This is a genomic window from Nonomuraea sp. NEAU-A123 (genome assembly GCF_018603905.1).
Lineage (GTDB): Bacteria > Actinomycetota > Actinomycetes > Streptosporangiales > Streptosporangiaceae > Nonomuraea.
The window spans coordinates 1-18907 of sequence record NZ_JAHFZZ010000008.1 but is presented as its reverse complement, the minus strand read 5'-3'; the positions used below and the strand labels follow the sequence as shown (position 1 = coordinate 18907).

Sequence of the window (18907 nt, the reverse complement as noted above, 5' to 3'; positions counted from 1 at the left end):
GGACCCGCGGTCCCTCATAAGAGGGATGCCAGTCACTGGCCGAGGCCGGCCTCGCGGGCCTGGATGATGGCTTGGGCGCGGTCGGCGACCTGCAACTTGGTGAAGACATTGGACACGTTGTTGCGCACCGTCTTCGGCGACAGCGACAGGCGCTCGGCGATCACCCGGTTGGACAGGCCGGCCGCGATGAGCGCGAGTATCTCCCGCTCCCGCGCCGTGAGCTGAGGAAACGGCTCCTCGCGTACCGGCCGGGCCGCGGCCAGCCGGGCGAAGTAGCGCGTCACCCGCCCCGCGAGCGCCGGCCCGAAGATCACTTCCCCGCTGGCCACGGCCGTGATCGCCCGCAGGATCTCGGCCTGGTCGGCGCCTTTGAGCAGGTAGCCCCGGGCGCCCGCGAGCATGGCGGCGAACACGCTCTCGTCGTCCTCGTGCATCGTCAGCACCAGTACGTGCGTCTGCGGGCAGGCGGCGACGATCCGTTCGGTGGCCTGTACTCCATCCAGCCGGGGCATCCGCAGGTCCATCACGACGACCTGCGGACGGAGCTCGATGGCCTTCGCGACCGCCTCCTCCCCATCTGCGGCGGTATCCACCACCTCGGCCTGGCCCGTGGAGTCGAGCATCATGCGCAGGCCGTTCCGATACACCGGATGGTCGTCGGCGAGCAGTACACGCGGCGTCATGAAGCGGCCCCAGCGGGCAGAACCGCGTGCACCCGAGTCCCGCCGCCGCGCCGACCCTCGACGGCGCACCGGCCGCCCAGCTCCTCCGCGCGCTCGCGCATGCCGACCAGGCCCACCCCGACGAGGGCGCCCTGGCGGACGCCGCGCCCGTCGTCCGTCACCTCGACCTCCAGCGTGCTCCCGGCCACGGCGACGTGCACGTGGCAGTTGGCCGCGCCGGAGTGCCGGGCGACGTTCGTCAGAGCCTCGCAGACGATCCGGTACGCCGCCACCTCGGTCGCGGCCGGCAGCCCCGCGAGGTTTCCCTCCGCCTCCACCCGCACGGCGAGCCCGCCGTCCCGGAACCGGTCGCCCGCCTGCCGCAGCGCGCCGGCCAGGCCGAACTGGTCCAGGGCCGGGGGATGCAGGTCGTGCACGAGCCGCCGCACGTCGCCGAGCATCGTGGCCAGGTCCGTCCTGACCTGGTCCAGCGCCTCCCGGGCGGCGTCGGTGTCGCGGACGGCCAGATTGTGCGCCGCCTCCACCTTCAGCGCGGCGGCGGCCAGCGTGGGCCCCAGCCCGTCGTGCAGGTCCCTGCGCAACCTGCGGCGCTCTTCGGCCACGCCGGTGACCAGGCGCTCGCGGCTGTGCTGGAGCTCCTCGGTCAGAGCGGTCGCCCGTACGGCGGCGGCCGCCTGGCGTACCACGTCGGCCAGCAACCGCTGGTCGGACTCGGTCGGCCGCGCTCCCGCACGCGGCACCAGGGCGAACCGGCCGATGAGCGCCTCGCGGTAGGAGAACGGCAGCACGACGACGTCCTCCCTGGGCGTGCCGTGCTCCACCACGACGGTCCGGCCGTCCGCGCGGTCCAGCTCGACTCGCACGTACGGCGAGCGGAACGCCGCCGCCACGGCTGTGGCGGCCTCCAGCAGCAGCTCCTCGGGTCGTACGGATTCCTCAAGCCGCCGGGCCAGGACCGAGACCACGTCGTACGGCTCCGCCCGCCCCGCCAGTACCCGGTTCACCCACTGCCGGACCCGCTCCCGCAGCGGCGCGTAGACCACCCCCACCACGACCGCCGCCAGGACCGCCGCGACCGGCTCGTCGATGAGCGCCCCCATGCCCACGAAGACGGGTACGTCGATCGCGACGACGGCGACCGCGAGGCCGCCGTACAGCATGGTCCAGCCGAGCACCGGATCGATGTCGTAGAGCCGGTACCGGCTCACCGCGATCAGGACGGCCGCGGCGAGCGACAGCAGCGACACGACGAAGGACAGGTCCTGCGGCACTCCGTCCACGACGGCGGGGACCAGGATCAGGATCATGTTCAGCAGCGCCGCGAGCAGCATCCAGCGAAGCTGTGCCCGCCGCACGCCGGTGGAGCCCCTGAACCGCCAGGCGAAGGCCGCCACCGGCACCAGAAGGCTCACCACCAGCAGGAACGGCGCCAAGGCCAGCGCGGAGCGCCAGAACTCATCCGGAACCGGGGGCAGCGGCAGGTCGAGCCCCGGCCACTCGCCGTTCCCCAACTCGATCCGCCACGGGACGGCCAAGAACGTCAGGACGGCCAGCCCCGTGGCCCCGAGCGAGAGCCACGCGGCCCACCGCCAGCGCGGCGACGGCAGCCGCCCGTCGGGGAAGTACAGCAGGATGAGCAGCGGGAGCAGGTTCAGCAGCGGGCCTAGCCGCGCCCCGGCGTAGAACGCGCCCGCGGTGAAGGGCAGCGTGCCGTCGTGGCGGGTCAGCGACAGCACCGCGTACGCGCCGGCCAGGCCGTTGGCGGAGGCCACAGCCCCGCCGCCGATCAACAGCCAGGTCATGAGGTGGCGCGGCAGCCGTACCGCGAGCACGGCTCCCGCGATCGCGAGGGCCGCGCCGGGCACGGTCGATGACCACACGGCCCAGTCCAGCGGCCCCGGCCGGGTCACCGTCCCCGTCGCCACATCGACCCAGGTGGCGGCACCGCAGGCCACGACGCACAGCGCGGCCAGCACCACCGCTCCCGCCGCGATCCGCCGATCCGCGGTGTTGGGCACGGCATCATCCGCGGCGGAATCGCGCTCCCGCGTGGGTGGGGCGGGGTCGGCGGGAGAGGGATCGGACACGCCGACAGCGTGCCACACCACGCGTCCCACCTTCACGGGGGCGGTGTCCCTTCCCGATCGGGACAAATGGCCCGGTCACGGAGGGCGAAGCCGGGACTGTCCCGCGTGGCCCTGCTCCCTGGGTGCCCGGGACACGTGGCCGCGATCGTAGGTCCACCGACACACAACGGAGGAACCAACGATGTCCAGTCACGTAGTGCCCAGCAACGTCAACCCCAACGAGCCCGTGGCAGACCGGCGCACCGTGAACCCGGCTCGCATCCAGCTCTCCGGGGTGCTCCTGGCTGTCGGGGCCACAGCCTGGGCGGCCGGCACGGTCATCGTGGGAGACAAGATCAAGGAGGGCGTCCAGACACTCGACACCATTACCGGGATGCTGTTCGTCGTGGGGATCTTCGCCTATGTCTGGACGGTGCTGTCCACTCGCGGTGCCGGTGACGGGTGGACCCGAGTGATCCCGGCGGGGCTGCTCGTGCTGCTGCCCGGCGCGTTTCTGTTCAACGCGCTGTCCTTCGGCTACGTCGGCTACGACGACTTCCCGCTGCCGCTGATGATCCTGGACATCTGCTGGCCGCTCAGCCAGCTCGGCATGCTGGTCCTGGGCATCACCATCGCGGTCAAGGGCCGCTACCGGGGCGCGTTCCGCTGGCTGCCGCTGCTTACGGGGATGTGGTTCCCGGTGGCCATGCTGGCTGAGATCTTCGGCGGCTCCACCGTCTCGGTGTACGTCAGCGCTGCCTGGCTCCTCGGTACACACGCCCACCTGGGCGTACGACTCGCCGCCCGCCCCACCAATCTGTGACGAAGGCACCGGTGCGGCTCCCGGCGACGACATCGGCCGGCAAGGCACGTGATCGTCGGGATCCAGGTGACGGAGTTGTCCCCCGCGCCGTCGGCAGCGGAGAAGCTGCCCGCGAGGCGCCCATCGTCGTGGAGACGGCCTACGAGGGGTCCGTGACGCACGATCCACGGCGCGACTCCATGCTTCTGGGTGAGCTGTGGAAAACCACAGCCAGATCCGGGTACGCGCTTCATTCCGACGCTCGGGGGCCCGGACCTAGCGTTTCTCGTCATGATGGGAAAGTTGATCGACGTCCCGCGCCGCACGCTGGCGGGACTGCTGGCACTGCTCACTCTGGCCGGATTGATCATGCTGACGGCGATGGGGCACAGCACGATGCAGCCCATCCCCGCGGCGGCGCCGGGCCGGGAGTTCAGTGCCGAACGCGCCCTGCGCCACCTCGAACGGTTCGCCGCCGAGCCCCGGCCGCTCGGCAGCCCGGCGAGCGACCGGGCCAGGACCTATCTGGTCGGACAGCTCCGGGCGGCAGGGCTCGACGTGAAGGTCCAGCGAGCGATCGGTGCGAACTCCGCGGCGGGGCTGGCGTCCTTCGGGCAGGTGGACAACGTGGTGGCCACCGGGCAAGGCACCGACGCGACGGGCACGCTCCTGATCGCCGCCCACTACGACTCCGCGGCGGTCGGGCCCGGCGCCTCTGACGACGGAGCGGCGGTGGCCGCCATGCTGGAGACCGTACGAGCGCTGGGCACCGCCCCACTCCGCAACGACCTGGTGCTGCTGATGACGGACGGCGAGGAGGACGGCGTGCTCGGCGCGGAGGCGTTCGTCCGCGAACACCCCCTGGGACGCAAGGGCGGAGTGCTGCTCAACTGGGAGGCGCGCGGGGTCAGCGGGCCGTCCCTGATGTTCGAGACCTCAAGGAACAACGCGGGACTGGTGAGTACGTTCGCCGCCGCCGCGCCGCATCCACGAGGCGACTCCGTGATGGGTGAGCTGTACCGGCTGCTACCGAACAACACCGACTTCACTCCGCTGGCCAAAGCGGGGTTCACCGGTATGAACTTCGCCTACATCGAGCGCTCCTCGCGCTATCACACCGCCGACGACTCCATCGCCAACCTCGACCACGGCAGCCTGCAACACCACGGCTCCACCATGCTGGCGCTGGCCCGCACCCTGGGGGATGCGGACCTGCCCGCGCTGGCGGCGGACCATGACGTCACGTACTTCCGGATTCTTGGTGTCATGGTGACGTATCCCGACTGGCTGGTCTGGCCGCTGGCGGTGCTCGCCGTACTCGCGGTCGCGGGCCTGGCGCTGCTGGCGCGCAGGGCGCGGCTGGCGAGCATCCCCCGGATCATCGTCGCGGCGGCGTCCGCCGCGACGCCCCTGGTCCTGGCGGTGATCCTCGCGCAAGGGCTGTGGGAGGTGCTGGTCGCCCTGCGGCCCGCGTACGACGGGATGGGCGGCCTGCTGCATCGACCGCTGGCCTACCAGGCGGCGGTCACCCTGCTGGCCGTGCTGGCGCTGCTGGCCTGGTACCTGCCCTTGCGAGGCCGCCTCGGGCCCGCCGCGCTGGCGATCGGCGCACTGGTATGGCCTGCCGGGCTGGGCGTGCTGGCCGCGTGGTTCGCACCCGGAGCGGCCTTCGTCCTCACCTTTCCCGCCCTGCTGTGCGCGCTCGGCGGCCTGGCCGCGCTGCTGCTGCGTGGAGCGGTGTGGCGGGTCGTCGCGCTCACATTCGGCGCGTCCATGGCCGCGATGCTGCTGCCCGCGCTGGCGGGCACCGCGTTCGACGGGATGGGCCTCGCGCTCGGCGGTGTGAGCGCCCTGGTCCTCGCCCTGTTCGGACTGACGCTGCTGCCCCTCGCGGAACTGACACTTCCCGAGCCGAGTCGTAGCAGTGGCGGTGGCAGAGACGGTGGCGGTGGCCGTGGCAGCAGCCGTGGCAGTGGTCTTGGCGTCGTGGTCGTCGCCGTGCTCGCGGTGGTCCAGACCGGCGTCGGGCTGGCGACGGACGTCTTCGACGCGACAAACCCGCAGCGCTCGCACCTGGCGTACGTGCTCAACGCCGACACCTGGGTGGCCCACTGGGTCAGCGGTGATGCCGAGCCCACGGCCTGGACCAAGCGATACGTCTCCGGCCGGGACACCGGGTCACTGCCCGCAGGCTACGCGCGGCGCACGCTGTGGACCGGCGGAGCGCCGGTGATCGAGACCGACGGGCCCCGCGTGGCCGTACTCTCCCGGGTCGGGGACACGGTCAGGTTGCGGGTGCGGGCGGGGCAGGGCGCACGCTCGGTGACACTGCGCGTCGAGCGGCCGATCACCCAGGTCACGGCGGCCGCCACCGGGCTCACCCCGGTGACCGTGCCCGTCAGCGGCGTTCGGGCGAACACCTGGCCCGGCGAGATCCGCTTCCGTGGCATCCCCGCCAGGGGCGTCGACATCACCCTGCGCGTGCCGGGCACGGACCCCGTGCGCCTCACGGCGATCGCCGAGACCGACGGCCTGTCCGCGGTGCCCGGCTTCACTCCCAGGCCGCCGGGCCTGGTGGCGTCCACCCGCGAGGACGGCGACCTGATCGCGGTCACGCGTACCTACGCTTTACGGCCCGCCTGAACGCCGCCTCCCGCCGGGTTCCTCGGCCGATCCGTCCGCACGTAGTCGAACGCCGCCGCCGCGCCCGCTGAGACGAGGGCCGATCTTGACGGGTCCGGTGGGCTGGGAGTGATACATAGGGGAAGGCCATGCATAGGCGTGAGATAGCGGGCTGCGGTCAGCAGCGGTGTACGTCAGCGCTGCGTGGCTACTCGGCACACACGCCCACCTGGGGCGTACGGCTCGCCGTTCGCCCCACCAAGCTGTGACGAAGGCACTAACCGGCCGAGTGGGTGATGGCGCCGGTGTAGGTCCCTGCGACGACATCGGCCGGCAAGGCCACGGTGATCGTCGGGTTCCAGGTGGCGGAGTTGTTCCCCGCGCCGTCGGCGGCGGAGAAGGCGATACGCGCGGAGCCGAGGTCGCCGGCCGTTCCGGGAGTGAACGTCGCGCTGCCGGTCGTGTTCGTGGCCGGGCCCGGGGAGTAGTCGACGAACCTCTTCGCGATGGTCTCGGGGGCGGTGGCGCCGCCAGTGGTGAAGGCCGTGGAGTCGACGGTCGCGGTCCAGGTGGCGTTCGGGTCACCGCGGGTGTCGCTCACGGTGATCTCGCCGAGCCGGCCCGACACGTTGGCGGCACCGGCTGCCGCGGAACCCAGGTCCGCCCTGCCGGGCACGGTGATGGACAGGGCGCCGGCGGACCGGCTGATGGCGTTGGTGTCCAGGGTGACGGCGCCGTTGCGGGCCAGGACGCGACCGTTCACGCTCACGCCGGTGGTCACGGTGATCGAGGTCAGCGCGAGGACGTTCCCGGCCAGGCTGGAGTCGGTACCCAGCGTGGCCGAGCTGCCGACCTGCCAGATGACGTTGGCGGCACGGGCGCCGCCGGTGAGGATCACCGCGCTGGAGGACGCCGTGATGAGGGTGGAGGCCGCCTGGAAGATGAAGACCGCGTCCGGGTCTCCCTGCGCGTCGAGGGTCAGGTTTCCGGTGATCCCGAAGGTGCCCGCGGCGGAGTTGTAGACACCTGGCGTCACGGTGGTCCCGCCGAGCTCTGTCCCGATGGTGGTGGCGGGAGTACGAGAGGCGGCGTCGTTGTAGGCGGCGGTCAGGTCGACCTGGGCGTGGGCGGCGGCGGTGTCGGCCACGTGGATGGAGCCGCCGACCACGGTGCCGGGCGGGAAACCGGTCACCGACGTGCCCGGGCTCAGTCCGAGGTCGCCGGTGATGGCGGTGCCGCCGGTGTTGGTGACAGTGCTGGCCCCCAGAACCGCGAAGCTCGCGGCCCTGCCGAGCTCCACCGGCTCTTCCGGGGTGCACGCGCCGGCCTGCGCGGTGAGGAGCATGGTCATGACGGGAATGAACGCGAAACCGGCCGCCAGCCGGGAAGAGCCGGGCAAGCCGATCTTCGTGGGGGCGGCCACCCTGGTGGCCGGCGCCGCTGCCAAGGCCGAACCCGTGGCGCGTCGCAGGACAGACGGGACAAGTCTTTTCATACGTTCCTCGCTCATGGACAAAGTTGCGGACAGTGATCTTGTAGTCCTCGCGTCGGCCCGGTGCGGTGGCGGCGTGCCGCTTGGCTGGCAAGACATCACTCGGATCAGCCCAAAGCTTGGGATGGCCGGTGGCACCCCGGATCTCCCCGCTGGTCAGAGATATTTCGTCGGCTCTGTGGCAGATTTCCGGATTCTTTCTGCCGGATGGTTGACGTAAAAAATGGACAAACCATAGGTTTCCAGTGTGTCAACGCCCAATGGAGCGCACGCGCTCGTCCGCCGGTCCCACGAGGAGCGAGTGCTGCGCTTGCTGCGCCGGCATGGCGCGCAGAGCCGCAACGAGATCGCGACGCGGGTCGGCCTGTCGCGTACCACCGTCTCCGAGATCACCAGCGAGCTGCTCGGCCGGGGCGCGATCCGGGTCGTCGACACCGACGCCGTCGAGCGGGTGGGCAGCGGCCGGCCGGCCGAGCGGCTCGCGCTGGATCCGGGTTCCGGGCAGTACATGGGTGTCGACTTCGGGCACCGCCGGGTGAACGTCCTGGTGGCCGACGCGGCGCACGACATCATCGCGTCCGGTACGTCTCGCTACGACGAGTCGGCCGAATGGCCCGAGCGTGTCCAGGCCGGGATGGCGCTGATCGAGAGGTTGAGTGCCGACACCGGTGTTCACTACGGCGCGCTTCAGGCGATCGGGATCGGTGTGCCGGGCTGGGGTGACCGGTCGCGGGCCGACGGGGTGGCGGAGCTGTTCGCCGAGCGCTTCCACGCCGCCGTGATCGTCGACAACCACGTGCGGTTCGCGGGACTGGCCGAGGCGCTGCACGCTCAGTCCGACTCCGTGCGCGACCTCATCTACCTGCGCCTGTCCGACGGCGTCGGTGGCGGGCTCGTGGTGGGTGGTCAGCTCGTACGAGGCTTCAAGGGGTACGCCGGAGAGCTCGGCCACGTGACCGTCGTCCCAGGCGGCGCGCAGTGCCGGTGCGGCAAGCGCGGCTGTGTGGAGACCGTCGCGTCGGTTCCGGCGATTCTCGGGCGGTGCCGCGAGCTCGGCTTGCCGGCGGAGACGCTCGACGATCTGGCGGCGGCCGTGGAGATCGCGCACCCGGTCGCCGATCAGGTGCTGCGTACGGCCGGCGCGGCCATCGGCCGGGTGCTCGGCGCCGCCGCGATGACGCTCAACCCCAGCGAGATCGTGCTCGCCGGCGACATCGTCAAGATCGCGCCGGCGCTGGTGCAGCAGGTCGCGGCCACGGTCACGTACGAACTGTCGTGGCTGACCGACGCGGCGCCGGTGATCCGCCCGGCCCTGCTGTCGGACGACGGCGGAGCGCTCGGGGCCATCGCGGCCCTGTTCCACGAGTCCCCGCTGCTTGCCGGATACGAAGCGGACATCACCGCGGACGGAGGCCGAAGGTGGCCATAATCAGTACGGAAGCCGCAGGAGCCACGAGAGTTCGGCCCCGCAAGAGCCGGACCCTGTTGATCCTCAACGTGGTCTCGGTCGTGGCCGGGCTGGCGATCTGGTGGGGGCTGTCGCTGGCCGGGCTCCAGTTCCCGACCCCGGTCGAGGTGGTGTCGGCCGCCTGGACGATGATCCTGGACGGCACGCTCGTCACCGACATCGGCGCCTCGCTCGGGCGGGTGCTGGCCGGGTTCGCCCTCGGCTCGGTCGCGGCGGTCCTGGCCGGCTTCCTCATGGGGTGGTACACGCTCGCGCGCGGCCTGTTCGAGCCGTGGATCCAGTTCTTCAGGACCATCCCGCCGCTGGCGATGCTGCCGTTGGTGCTGGTCCTGATGGGCATCGGCGAGAGCCCGAAGATCTTCGTCATCTTCCTGGCGGCGTTCCTGGCCTGCGTCATCTCGACGTACCAGGGCGTGGTGAACGTGGACAGAACCCTCATCAACGCCGCGCGGGTCCTCGGCGCGGACGATGGCACGATCTTCGCGCGGGTCGTGGTCCCCGCCTCGACGCCGTTCATCCTCGTCGGGATGCGGGTCGGGCTCGGCTCGGCCTGGGGGACGCTCGTGGCCGCCGAGCTGCTGGCCGCGCAGGCCGGGCTCGGGCACCGGATGCAGAGCGCGCAGCTCTACTACGACCTGCCGACGATCTTCGTGGGCATCATCACGATCGGCATCCTCGGCCTGATCATGGACCGGCTGCTCATGCTGGCCGGCAACAAGCTGACGGCCTGGCAGGAGAGCCGATGACCACCCCCAAGATCTCCGTACGCGACATCGAGAAGGTCTTCCCCGTCGGGAAGGAGGACTTCGTCGCCCTCGGCGGCGTCTCGCTCGACATCGCCGACAACGAGTTCGTGACCGTCGTCGGGCCCTCCGGCTGCGGGAAGAGCACGCTGCTCAACATCCTCGCCGGGCTGGAAGAGCCGACCGGGGGCACCGCGCTCGTCGACGGGAAGCCGGTCTCCGGGCCCGGCCCGGAGCGCGGTGTGATCTTCCAGCAGTACGCGCTGTTCCCGTGGCTGACCGTCCGCGAGAACGTCGAGTTCGGCCTGCGCACCGCCAAGGTCCCCAAGGACGAGCGGCGGGAGCGGGCCGAGCACTTCATCCGCCTGGTGGGCCTGGAGCGGTTCGCGGACGCGCTGCCCAAGACCCTCTCGGGCGGTATGAAGCAGCGCTGCGCCATCGCCCGCGCGTACGCGGTGAACCCGTCGATCCTGCTCATGGACGAGCCTTTCGGCGCGCTGGACGCGCTGACCCGGGTGCGGCTCCAGGAGCAGCTCCTGGAGACGTGGAGTCAGGAACGGCGGACGGTCATGTTCATCACCCATGACGTGGACGAGGCGGTGTTCCTCGCCAACCGGGTGATCGTCATGGCCGCGCGGCCCGGTCGCATCGCCGACGTCATCGACGTCGGCCTCCCCTATCCACGCGACGAGGACATGCGGCTGAGTCCCGAGTTCGGGGCCCTGCGCAACCGCGTCTGGCATTCGGTTTACCACCAGCGGCAAGTCAAGGAGCCCGCGCAATGAGGAAGACACCCCTAGCCGCTGCCGCCATCCTCCTGGCGCTCGGCACGGCCGCCTGCTCGTCGGGCGACGCCGGCACCCACGTCAACTTCGGCTACATCGGCGACTTCAACGGCGCCAGCCTGCTCGCCGTCGCCAACGACCAGGGCCTGTGGAAGAAGCACGGCATCGACGTGAAGACCAGCGTCTTCACCAACGGCCCGCTGCAGATCCAGGCGCTGGGCACCGGCGACCTCGACTTCGGCTACATCGGCCCGGGCGCCATGTGGCTGCCCGCCTCCGGCAAGGCCAAGGTCGTCGCGATGAACACGCTCGGCAACGCCGACCGCGTCATCGCGCAGGCCGGCACGGCCACGATGGCCGACCTGAAGGGCAAGACGATCGGCGTGCCCGAGGGCACCTCCGGCGACATGATCCTCACGCTCGCCCTGAAGAAGGCCGGTCTGACGAAGAACGACGTCAAGATCGTCCCGATGGACGCGGCGACGATCGTGTCGGCGTTCACGTCCAAGCAGATCGACGCGGCCGGCTTCTGGTATCCGGCGATCGCCACGATCAAGAAGGCCGTCCCTGACCTGGTCGAGCTGGCCAAGAACGAGGATTTCGCCGGCACGGTGTCGTTCCCGACCGCGTTCGTCGCCGGCAACGACGTCGTCGCCAAGGACCAGGGCAAGACCCAGAAGGTCATCGCCGTGCTCCGTGACGCGATCCAGTACCGCAGCGACCACCTCGACGAGACCGTCGCCTCGACCGCCAAGATGCTCAACCAGCCGGCCGACCAGGTGAAGGCCGACGCGGCCAACTCCAAGGTGCTGTCGCTGTCCGATCTGGACGGCTACACCAAGGACGGCACGATCGACAAGTGGCTGACCGGCATGAACGACTACTTCGTCGCCGCCGGCAAGCTCACCGGCCCCGTCGCCCCCAAGACCTATTACACCGGCGACCTGTTCACGGGCGCCGCCAAGTGAACATCCTGTTCCTGATGACCGACCAGCACCGGGTCGACACCCTCGGCGCGTACGGGAACCAACTGGCCGCCACCCCGGTCCTCGACGAGCTGGCCAGGACCGGGACCCGGTTCGACCGCTGGTACACCCCGACCGCCATCTGCACGCCGGCGCGGGCCAGTCTGCTCACCGGGCTGGCCCCGTTCCGGCACAAGCTGCTCGCCAACCACGAGCGGAACGTCGGCTACATCGAGGACCTGCCCGACGGGCAGTTCGCCTTCTCCCAGGCGCTGCGGGAGGCCGGGTACAACTGCGGGCTCATCGGCAAGTGGCACGTCGGGCACCACCGGCGGGCGGCCGACTTCGGGTTCGACGGGCCGGACCTGCCGGGGTGGCACAACCCCGTGGATCACCCCGACTATCTGGACTACCTGGCCGCCAACGACCTGCCGCCGTACGAGATCCACGACCACATCCGCGGGACGCTGCCGAACGGCGGGCCCGGCAACCTGCTGGCCGCGCGGCTGCGCCAGCCGGTCGAGGCGACGTTCGAGCATTACCTGGCGACGCGGGCGATCGAGATGCTGGAGCGGTACGCGGCCGAGCCGGAGCCGTTCTTCCTGCAGCTCAACTTCTTCGGGCCGCACCTGCCGTACATCGTGCCGGACGAGTTCTTCGACCTGTTCGACCCCGAGCTGGTCGAGCTGCCCAAGTCGATCGCGGAGACCTTCGCCGGCAAACCGCAGGTGCAGGCCAACTACAGCGCGCACTGGACGTTCGACACCATGCCGCTGGAGGTGACGCGCAAGCTCATCGCCGTCTACTGGGGGTACGTCGCGCTCATCGACGCCCAGATCGGCCGGGTCATGGACGCCATGCGGCGCCTCGGGCTGGTCGACGACACGGCCGTGTTCTTCACGTGCGACCACGGTGAGTTCACCGGCGCGCACCGGCTGCACGACAAGGGCCCGGCGATGTACGAGGACATCTATCGCACACCCGGCCTGCTCCGCGTCCCGGGGCAGCAGCCCGGGGTCGTCCGGTCGGAGTTCGTCAGCCTGCTGGACTGCACGGCGACCATCCTCGAACTGGCCGGGATCGACCCCGCTCCCGCCGTCGACTCGCGCAGCCTGCTGCCGCTCGTCTCCGCCGACGAGGCCGGCGAGGTGGCGTGGGAGCAGGACATCGTCTGCGAGTTCCACGGGCACCACTTCCCGTACCCGCAGCGGATGATCCGGACCGACCGCTACAAGCTGGTCGTCAACCCGGACTCGACGAACGAGCTGTACGACCTGTTCACCGACCCGGACGAACTGCTCAACGTCTACCCGTATCCCGAGATGGACGCGGTGCGCGGCCGGTTGATGCGGCGGCTGTACCAGGTGCTGCGGGATCGGGGTGACAACTTCTACCACTGGATGACGTCGATGTACGACGTCGGCGACGTCTCCTACGACCCGACGATGAGCGGGCTCGACGAGGCCACCTACCGATGAGGCACGCGTCGGCTGGTCAGGCTCGCCCCAGTATCGTGACAAACATGTCGGATAGTTGCTGCACGCCTGCGACGTCGGCGTCCCCGATGGAACCCGTACGGTTCGCCGCGCGGGGGACGCACACGATCGAGCAGGTGGACCTGCCCGGCGGCGAGTTCCAGATGGGAGACGCCACCGGCGACGGCAACTGGGGCGACGGCGAGGGGCCCGTCCATCCGGTGGTCCTGTCGCCGTTCTCCATTGACGCGACCAGCGTGACGACGGCCGACTTCGCCGACTTCGCCGACGCGACCGGCTACCGGACCGAGGCCGAGGAGTACGGCTTCTCCGCCGTCTTCCACCTGGCCCTGGCGGCCGGGCCGGAGGACGTGATGGGTCCCGCCGCGGGCACCCCCTGGTGGGTCGGTGTCCGCGGCGCCGACTGGCGGCACCCGGGCGGCGCCCTGTCCGCGGCCGAGGCCGACCACCCCGTGGTCCACGTGAGCTGGAACGACGCGGTCGCCTACTGCTCGTGGGCCGGCCGGCGCCTCCCGACCGAGGCCGAATGGGAGTACGCCTCGCGGGGCGGCCTCGACGGCGCGCGCTACCCGTGGGGTGACGACCTGCCCGAGGACGCGTGGCCGGTGAACATCTGGCAGGGCGTGTTCCCCGCCGAGAACACGCTGGCCGACGGCTACCTGACCACGGCCCCGGTCCGGACGTTCGCGCCCAACGCGTACGGGCTCTGGCAGACGGTCGGCAACGTCTGGGAGTGGTGTTCGGACTGGTACGCCCCTGACTACTACGCCTACTCCCCGCCCGCCGATCCGCGCGGCCCGCTCCGCGGCACGGCCCGGGTGCTGCGCGGCGGCTCGTTCCTGTGCCACGACTCCTACTGCAACCGCTACCGCAACTCGGCACGCTCCTCGAACACGCCCGACTCATCGATGGCCAACGGCGGCTTCCGCACCGTGTCCCTATGAGATGAGCTCCCGGCCGACCACGACCCGCTGGTCACGGCCCGCTGGTCGAGGGCTGGTGGCCGAATCTGGCCGGTTCCGGGCCGCGCAGCCGTACGGCAGGGTCGGGTAGCGCCTGGTCGCGGCCGTCGACCTCGGTGGCCGGCTCGATGACCGGCTTGGACTCGCCCGCCGCCACGATCCTGTGCAGCAGCCGGGTGCGCAGGCCGGCCGCCACCTCCAGGTGGGATCGGTGCCCGGCCAGGTTGACCAGCTCGTGCGGGTCGTGGTCCAGGTCGTACAGGGCCTGCTCGCGGTAGCGGGCGGAGGCGGGCTCGGTCAACGGGTCGGCGTCCTCGGCGACGGCGTAGTACTTCCACCGCGAGGTACGGATACCCCGCCCCACCTCCGACTCGCTCACCTGGAAGAACACCTCGTCCGGCCAGGGCGCGCGGGCGTCGCCCAGCAGCGGCAGGAACGACCGGCCCTGCATGTTCTCCGGTACGGGCAGCCCGGCGGCCTCCAGCAGCGTGGGCGGCAGGTCGATGACGCTGACCGGCCGGGCGATGGCGCCACCCCCGTCGAACCCGGGCCCGCGCACGGCCAGGGGCACCCGCAGCGACGCGTCGTGGCAGGACCGTTTGTACTCGCCGTTGCGGGTCTTGAAGTGGTTGCCGTGGTCGGAGGTGTAGGCGACGATCGTGTCGTCGAGCAGCTCCATGCTCTTCAGCGCGTCGAGCAGCCGGCCCAGTCCTTCGTCCAGCCGCTTGACCTGGCCCAGATATCCGCCCAGGTGCCGGGCGGCCGTGCCGCCCAGCGCGGCCAGGTCCGGTGGCGTCCAGCGGCCCTGGTAGCGCTCCTCGTAGCCGTCGGGGGCCGGGTAGCTGTCCACCTCGTTCTGGTGGTGCGGTTCGATGAAGGACAGGAAGAGGAAGAACGGCTCCTCGTGGTGGTCGGCGACGAACCGGACGGCCGCGTCGACCAGCGCGTCGGAGCGGTAACCGGGCAGGAAGACGGGGTCGTTCGCCTCGTCGTACACGATCGTGCGGTAGGCGCCGGAGGTGTGCTCGAGCGCGTTGGCCGCCAGCCATGACCGGTAGCCGCCGCGCAGCTCCTCGGGCACCGGCTCGGTGGCGGCCAGGTGCCACTTGCCGATGTAGCCGGTGGCGTATCCGGCCGCGCCGAAGTGGTGCGCCAGCGTGCGCTCCTCGGCGGGCAGGACGCGGCCGTTGCGGTAGACCCCTGTGGTGGTCGGATAGCGGCCCGTCTGCAGGGCCGCGCGGGCGGGCGCGCACACCGGCTGCGGGGTCAGCGCGACCGTGGCCTGCGTGCCGTGCCGGGCCATCCGATCGAGGTTCGGGGTGAAGGGGCCTACGGTGTCCCATCGTTGCTGGTCGGTGAAGACGACGATCACGTTCGGACGCAAGAAGGAGCTCCTATCGAAGGCCGGTCAGGGGGGTGCTACCAAACGCCCTTAGGAAGAGCCCCGCCGCAGGAACGTCCAGGGGCGGACGATCTCGCGGGCGGGCAGGGGCTCATCGGCCTGGAGGCGGTCGAAGAGCAGGCGCACGACGTCGGTGTAGTCGTGTCGGAGCGGGCCGACGGTGCTGAGCTGCGGGTTGCTGATGAGGCCCTCGTCGATGTTGCCGACGCCGATCACCGCGACGTCGCCGGGCACGCTCAGCCCGGCGTCTCTGGCGGCATTGATCACGCTGATCGCCGCCCGGTCGGAAGCCGCGAAGATGGCGTCCGGCCGGTCGGGAGAACGCAGGAGCTCGGTGGCGGACTGGTAGGCCGCCACGCGGTCGTCCGCGCCGGAGACGATCATCCGCCGGTCCACGCCGTGCCGGTCGAGGGCCGTCGTGTAGCCCAGCAGCCTGCCGGTGGGGTGGTCTCGGTAGAGCTCGTCGCGGTGGGCCATGAAGGCGATGCGAGTCCGGCCCTCGGCCAGCAGGTGCTCGACCGCCTCGGCGCTGACCTGCGTCTCCGGCGTCCGTACGACGTCACAGCCGTCCGGCACGCTCTCGTTGCGGACCACCACCATCGGCAGTCCGGCGGCGACGATCTCGGCCAGCAGGTCGTGGGTGAGGTGGTCGCCGGTCTGATTGACCAGCGCGCCGTCGGCGATCCCGCTCCGCAGCACGTCGGCCGCCGCTCGCGCGCGGCCCTCGGAGTAGACGGCGAGCGTGATCACGGAGTAGCCGTGTACGTCGGCCATCTCGTGCAGGTCCCTGGCCAGCCGCTCGTCGCTGGGATTGCCGCCGAGCGAGCCCTGGACCAGGCAGACCCGCTGGGTCCGGCGCTTGCGCAGGCTCCTGGCCGCCTGGTTGGGCGTGTAGCCGAGCTGCCTGGCCGCGTCGAGCACCCGCTGCCTCGTCTCGGCGGCGACGGGCCGGTCCCGGCCGCTGAGCACATAGGACACGGTCGCCACCGACACCTGCGCCAGCTCGGCCACCTGTCGCGCTGTGGGTCTCATGTTAGTCGAATAACATAATATTCCCTACAGGGAAAACAGGTTTTTCGCGGTTCTTGAAGTGGTACGACGATCGGCGTGTGGATGGTCATCCCAGTTTCCCTCTCGTCGATGTTAAACGATTAACATCTCATGTTACTCTCACCCTCCTGGTCGGATCAAGCTCCTGTCGTCCGGGACGCTCTTCGCCGGTGAGGTAGAATTCAGGTACCGAGGACATTTCGTGCGTTGGCACTCAGGTCGGCGTCGCCCGCGGCGATCCGCGATTGTCGGCCTCCTCGTGTTGGGCCGGACAGGTCAGGCGACCATGAAGGCGTCAGTTCTTACTCATCTCAAGCCGCTTTCCGCGGTTCCCGCCGTCGACTCCGACATACGGCTCAGTCTGAATCCCGTCCTGAGCCGGCGATCCGTGGTGGACGGGGCGTGGTGGCCCCACTCCCGCGACGCGGCCGCGGAGCTGCCCGGGCTCATCGCCGCCGTCGATCAGCGGCTCGACCAGACCACGTTGCGGGTCGGCGTGCGCGAGGACGCGTGGGACCACATCCCGCGTCGTATCCCGGCACCCGGGCGCCAGGTCAAGGTCGGCTGGTTCCGCAACACCGACCCGCACGTGATCACGTTGATCCTCGCGGGTGCCGAGCCGGTCGTCCTGCTGGTCATCCCACCGGACACCGCGAGCGGGCCCGCCGAGGCCGCGCTCAAGCTCGGCGCGGAGGACACGACCGGCTTGTGGCCGGTCGACCTCCTCACCAGTACCCGCCTGCCCGCCACAGGCAGTGCCCGGCAGGCGGGCCAGGAAGTCTCGGACGGCTGGGAGAACGAGGGCGGGCACATCACCGGTCCGCCGATCGGGTAGCCGGTAGTTCCCACCGGATCGCCGGGTCGGCGGCGTAGGCTGCTGAGCGTGGACCTTCCCCCGTCCCAGGGCCCGGCGTTACAGGTCGCCCAGGCGTTCATCACCTTGGCCGACACGCTGGTAACCGGGTTCGACATCATCGACTTCATGCACGGCCTGGCCGAGCAGTGCGTGCGACTCCTCGACGTCGACGCCGCCGGGCTGCTGTTCGCCGCCCCCGGCGAGAAGTTGCGGTTGGTGGGCGCATCGAGTGAGCAGAGCCGGCTGCTGGAGCTGTTCCAGCTCCAGACCGACCAGGGTCCCTGTCTGGACTGTTTCGCCACCGGCCAGTCCGTGCACTGTGCCGACCTGGCCACAGCGGAGGCCATGCGGCGCTGGCCCCGCTTCGCCGGACAGGCGCAGGTCAACGGGTTTCGCGCGGTCGACGCGCTGCCGATGCGGCTGCGCAACCAGGTGATCGGCGCGATGAACCTGTTCCGCCACGAGCCCGGCGAACTTCCGGCCCCCACCGTCGCGCTCGCCCAGGCCCTGGCCGACATCGCCACCATCGGGCTGCTGCAGGAGCGCGCCATCCGGGAAGGCCAGGTCCTGTCCGAGCAGTTGCAGCACGCGCTCAACAGCCGGGTGGTCATCGAACAGGCCAAGGGCATGCTCAGCGAGCGTTACACGCTGCCGATGGAGCAGTCCTTCGCCGTGCTGCGCCGGCACGCCCGCGACCACAGCCTGCAGCTGACCGAACTCGCGCGGGAGGTGGTCGCCCGCGCCGCCGACCCCGGCCTGGTGGCCTTCCGTCCCGCCCCCTCGGCCGAGGATGCCGACCCGCCGCGGTGACGCTCGGCGGGAGCTCCTGAAGTCCCAGGTCGGTGAGAGGTGGTATACGCCGGATAGCATGGGGCCTAGGCACCGAGTGTTCCTCCGATGTATCGGGGGACGTCAGCCACAATCCTGAGAGCGGGACGCACGATGAGTAGTCCTCGCACAACCGAAGACCTGGCCACGATGGAGTCCGCCGCGCCCACCGAGGTCGACGAGCGGGCCGAGCACGCGGCCAACGCGCAGTGGCTCAAGGACAACCCTGCTTCGATGCCGCAGGTGGCCGCGGGCCGCTGGGCCGTGTACAACCGCGCCGGTCACCTCTGTGGCCACCTCGTCGGCGACGGCCCGACCCGCGAGACCCGTTTCAAAGCGATCAACGCGGACGACGACCGGATGCTCGCCGACAGCGCGCGCTTCGGCATCACCTTGCACGACGCCGGGGCACACCTTCTCGACGGGGGCACGCCCGGCGGCCTCGCCGAGGCAACGGATAACTGAGCGCCACCGGGCCGAGAGGCTCGATGATGGCCACACTCTGACGTCGCGGGCCGCGCCCGCTCGTTCTGACGCCTGCAAAAAGCCGACACCGAACGCAATGCCGGTGAGTTAAGACATCTGCGCAGGTGGGGGTGCTTTCCTCATGATTTTGATCTTGTAGCTTGCCTTGCTCGCTGGTTGCGCAGTGTCACGTTTCTTGGTCGCGAAGGTGTTCTTGGGCGG

At 70.6% G+C, this 18907-nt stretch carries 17 protein-coding genes; 12 read left to right on the top strand and 5 right to left on the bottom strand.

The window, feature by feature from the left end; genetic code table 11:
• Window positions 1-32 precede the first annotated feature (32 nt).
• Both KLK06_RS25275 and KLK06_RS25270 read right to left on the bottom strand, forming a co-directional pair.
• Complete coding sequence (locus KLK06_RS25275) at window positions 33-683, bottom strand: response regulator transcription factor (protein ID WP_214638097.1); 651 nt, start codon at window positions 681-683, stop codon at window positions 33-35.
• A complete protein-coding gene (locus KLK06_RS25270; protein WP_308168438.1) occupies window positions 680-2770 on the bottom strand; it encodes a histidine kinase in 2091 nt (696 codons plus the stop codon). Before KLK06_RS25270 ends, KLK06_RS25275 begins: the two co-directional genes overlap by 4 nt.
• Window positions 2771-2951: 181 nt before the next feature.
• Between KLK06_RS25270 and KLK06_RS25265 the strand changes: the two genes are divergently transcribed.
• Window positions 2952-3572, top strand: a complete 621-nt coding sequence (locus KLK06_RS25265) for a hypothetical protein (protein ID WP_214638096.1) — start codon at window positions 2952-2954, stop codon at window positions 3570-3572.
• A gap of 270 nt (window positions 3573-3842) precedes the next feature.
• The gene (locus KLK06_RS25260) at window positions 3843-6194 is read left to right on the top strand and encodes a M28 family peptidase (RefSeq protein WP_214638095.1); all 2352 of its coding nucleotides are present in this window, start codon (window positions 3843-3845) and stop codon (window positions 6192-6194) included.
• Between the two features lie 256 nt (window positions 6195-6450).
• On the opposite strand, the gene KLK06_RS25255 is transcribed toward KLK06_RS25260, so the two are convergent.
• Window positions 6451-7524 (bottom strand): ice-binding family protein, encoded by a 1074-nt coding sequence (locus KLK06_RS25255; protein ID WP_214638094.1) that lies wholly within the window; start codon window positions 7522-7524, stop codon window positions 6451-6453.
• Between KLK06_RS25255 and KLK06_RS25250 the strand changes: the two genes are divergently transcribed.
• From KLK06_RS25250 to KLK06_RS25220, 7 genes are all read left to right on the top strand, one after another.
• Window positions 7523-7885, top strand: coding sequence for a hypothetical protein (locus tag KLK06_RS25250; RefSeq protein WP_214638093.1), 363 nt, complete (start codon window positions 7523-7525; stop codon window positions 7883-7885). The genes KLK06_RS25255 and KLK06_RS25250 overlap by 2 nt on opposite strands.
• A 27-nt stretch (window positions 7886-7912) precedes the next feature.
• Window positions 7913-9094: an ROK family transcriptional regulator gene (locus KLK06_RS25245; protein WP_214638092.1), complete on the top strand. Its 1182-nt coding sequence runs from the start codon at window positions 7913-7915 to the stop codon at window positions 9092-9094.
• Window positions 9095-9150: 56 nt separating this feature from the next.
• On the top strand, window positions 9151-9879 hold the full coding sequence (locus tag KLK06_RS25240; RefSeq protein WP_250906029.1) for an ABC transporter permease: 729 nt from the start codon (window positions 9151-9153) through the stop codon (window positions 9877-9879).
• Complete coding sequence (locus KLK06_RS25235; RefSeq protein WP_214638090.1) at window positions 9876-10661, top strand: ABC transporter ATP-binding protein; 786 nt, start codon at window positions 9876-9878, stop codon at window positions 10659-10661. Before KLK06_RS25240 ends, KLK06_RS25235 begins: the two co-directional genes overlap by 4 nt.
• A complete protein-coding gene (locus tag KLK06_RS25230) occupies window positions 10658-11629 on the top strand; it encodes an aliphatic sulfonate ABC transporter substrate-binding protein (protein WP_214638089.1) in 972 nt (323 codons plus the stop codon). Before KLK06_RS25235 ends, KLK06_RS25230 begins: the two co-directional genes overlap by 4 nt.
• Window positions 11626-13104, top strand: a complete 1479-nt coding sequence (locus KLK06_RS25225) for a sulfatase-like hydrolase/transferase (protein ID WP_308168437.1) — start codon at window positions 11626-11628, stop codon at window positions 13102-13104. The genes KLK06_RS25230 and KLK06_RS25225 overlap by 4 nt, the downstream gene beginning before the upstream one ends.
• Window positions 13105-13190: 86 nt before the next feature.
• Entirely contained in the window at window positions 13191-14066 is an 876-nt protein-coding gene (locus tag KLK06_RS25220) for a formylglycine-generating enzyme family protein (protein WP_214638087.1), read from the top strand.
• Window positions 14067-14097: 31 nt separating this feature from the next.
• Here the strand turns inward: KLK06_RS25220 and KLK06_RS25215 are convergent, their stop codons facing one another.
• Window positions 14098-15468, bottom strand: a complete 1371-nt coding sequence (locus tag KLK06_RS25215) for a sulfatase-like hydrolase/transferase (protein WP_214638086.1) — start codon at window positions 15466-15468, stop codon at window positions 14098-14100.
• Window positions 15469-15516: 48 nt separating this feature from the next.
• Window positions 15517-16518 carry a LacI family DNA-binding transcriptional regulator gene (locus KLK06_RS25210; protein ID WP_214638085.1) on the bottom strand — a complete coding sequence of 334 codons (1002 nt, stop codon included), beginning with the start codon at window positions 16516-16518 and terminating at the stop codon, window positions 15517-15519.
• A 304-nt stretch (window positions 16519-16822) separates the two neighbouring features.
• On the opposite strand from KLK06_RS25210, the gene KLK06_RS25205 reads away from it, so the two are divergent.
• From KLK06_RS25205 to KLK06_RS25195, 3 genes are all read left to right on the top strand, one after another.
• Window positions 16823-17371 carry a DUF5994 family protein gene (locus KLK06_RS25205; protein ID WP_214638084.1) on the top strand — a complete coding sequence of 183 codons (549 nt, stop codon included), beginning with the start codon at window positions 16823-16825 and terminating at the stop codon, window positions 17369-17371.
• Between the two features lie 48 nt (window positions 17372-17419).
• The gene (locus KLK06_RS25200; protein WP_308168436.1) at window positions 17420-18202 is read left to right on the top strand and encodes a GAF and ANTAR domain-containing protein; all 783 of its coding nucleotides are present in this window, start codon (window positions 17420-17422) and stop codon (window positions 18200-18202) included.
• 132 nt (window positions 18203-18334) lie between these two features.
• Entirely contained in the window at window positions 18335-18685 is a 351-nt protein-coding gene (locus KLK06_RS25195) for a hypothetical protein (RefSeq protein ID WP_214638083.1), read from the top strand.
• Window positions 18686-18907: the final 222 nt, after the last annotated feature.

Bases quoted from the DNA above. Each gene is read 5' to 3' on its own strand.
- KLK06_RS25275 (WP_214638097.1), bottom strand. From the start codon at position 683: ATGACGCCGCGTGTACTGCTCGCCGACGACCATCCGGTGTATCGGAAC.
- KLK06_RS25265 (WP_214638096.1), top strand. From the start codon at position 2,952: ATGTCCAGTCACGTAGTGCCCAGCAACGTCAACCCCAACGAGCCCGTG.
- KLK06_RS25260 (WP_214638095.1), top strand. From the start codon at position 3,843: ATGATGGGAAAGTTGATCGACGTCCCGCGCCGCACGCTGGCGGGACTG.
- KLK06_RS25250 (WP_214638093.1), top strand. From the start codon at position 7,523: ATGACGGGAATGAACGCGAAACCGGCCGCCAGCCGGGAAGAGCCGGGC.
- KLK06_RS25255 (WP_214638094.1), bottom strand. From the start codon at position 7,524: ATGACCATGCTCCTCACCGCGCAGGCCGGCGCGTGCACCCCGGAAGAG.
- KLK06_RS25235 (WP_214638090.1), top strand. From the start codon at position 9,876: ATGACCACCCCCAAGATCTCCGTACGCGACATCGAGAAGGTCTTCCCC.
- KLK06_RS25230 (WP_214638089.1), top strand. From the start codon at position 10,658: ATGAGGAAGACACCCCTAGCCGCTGCCGCCATCCTCCTGGCGCTCGGC.
- KLK06_RS25220 (WP_214638087.1), top strand. From the start codon at position 13,191: ATGGAACCCGTACGGTTCGCCGCGCGGGGGACGCACACGATCGAGCAG.
- KLK06_RS25210 (WP_214638085.1), bottom strand. From the start codon at position 16,518: ATGAGACCCACAGCGCGACAGGTGGCCGAGCTGGCGCAGGTGTCGGTG.
- KLK06_RS25205 (WP_214638084.1), top strand. From the start codon at position 16,823: ATGAAGGCGTCAGTTCTTACTCATCTCAAGCCGCTTTCCGCGGTTCCC.
- KLK06_RS25195 (WP_214638083.1), top strand. From the start codon at position 18,335: ATGAGTAGTCCTCGCACAACCGAAGACCTGGCCACGATGGAGTCCGCC.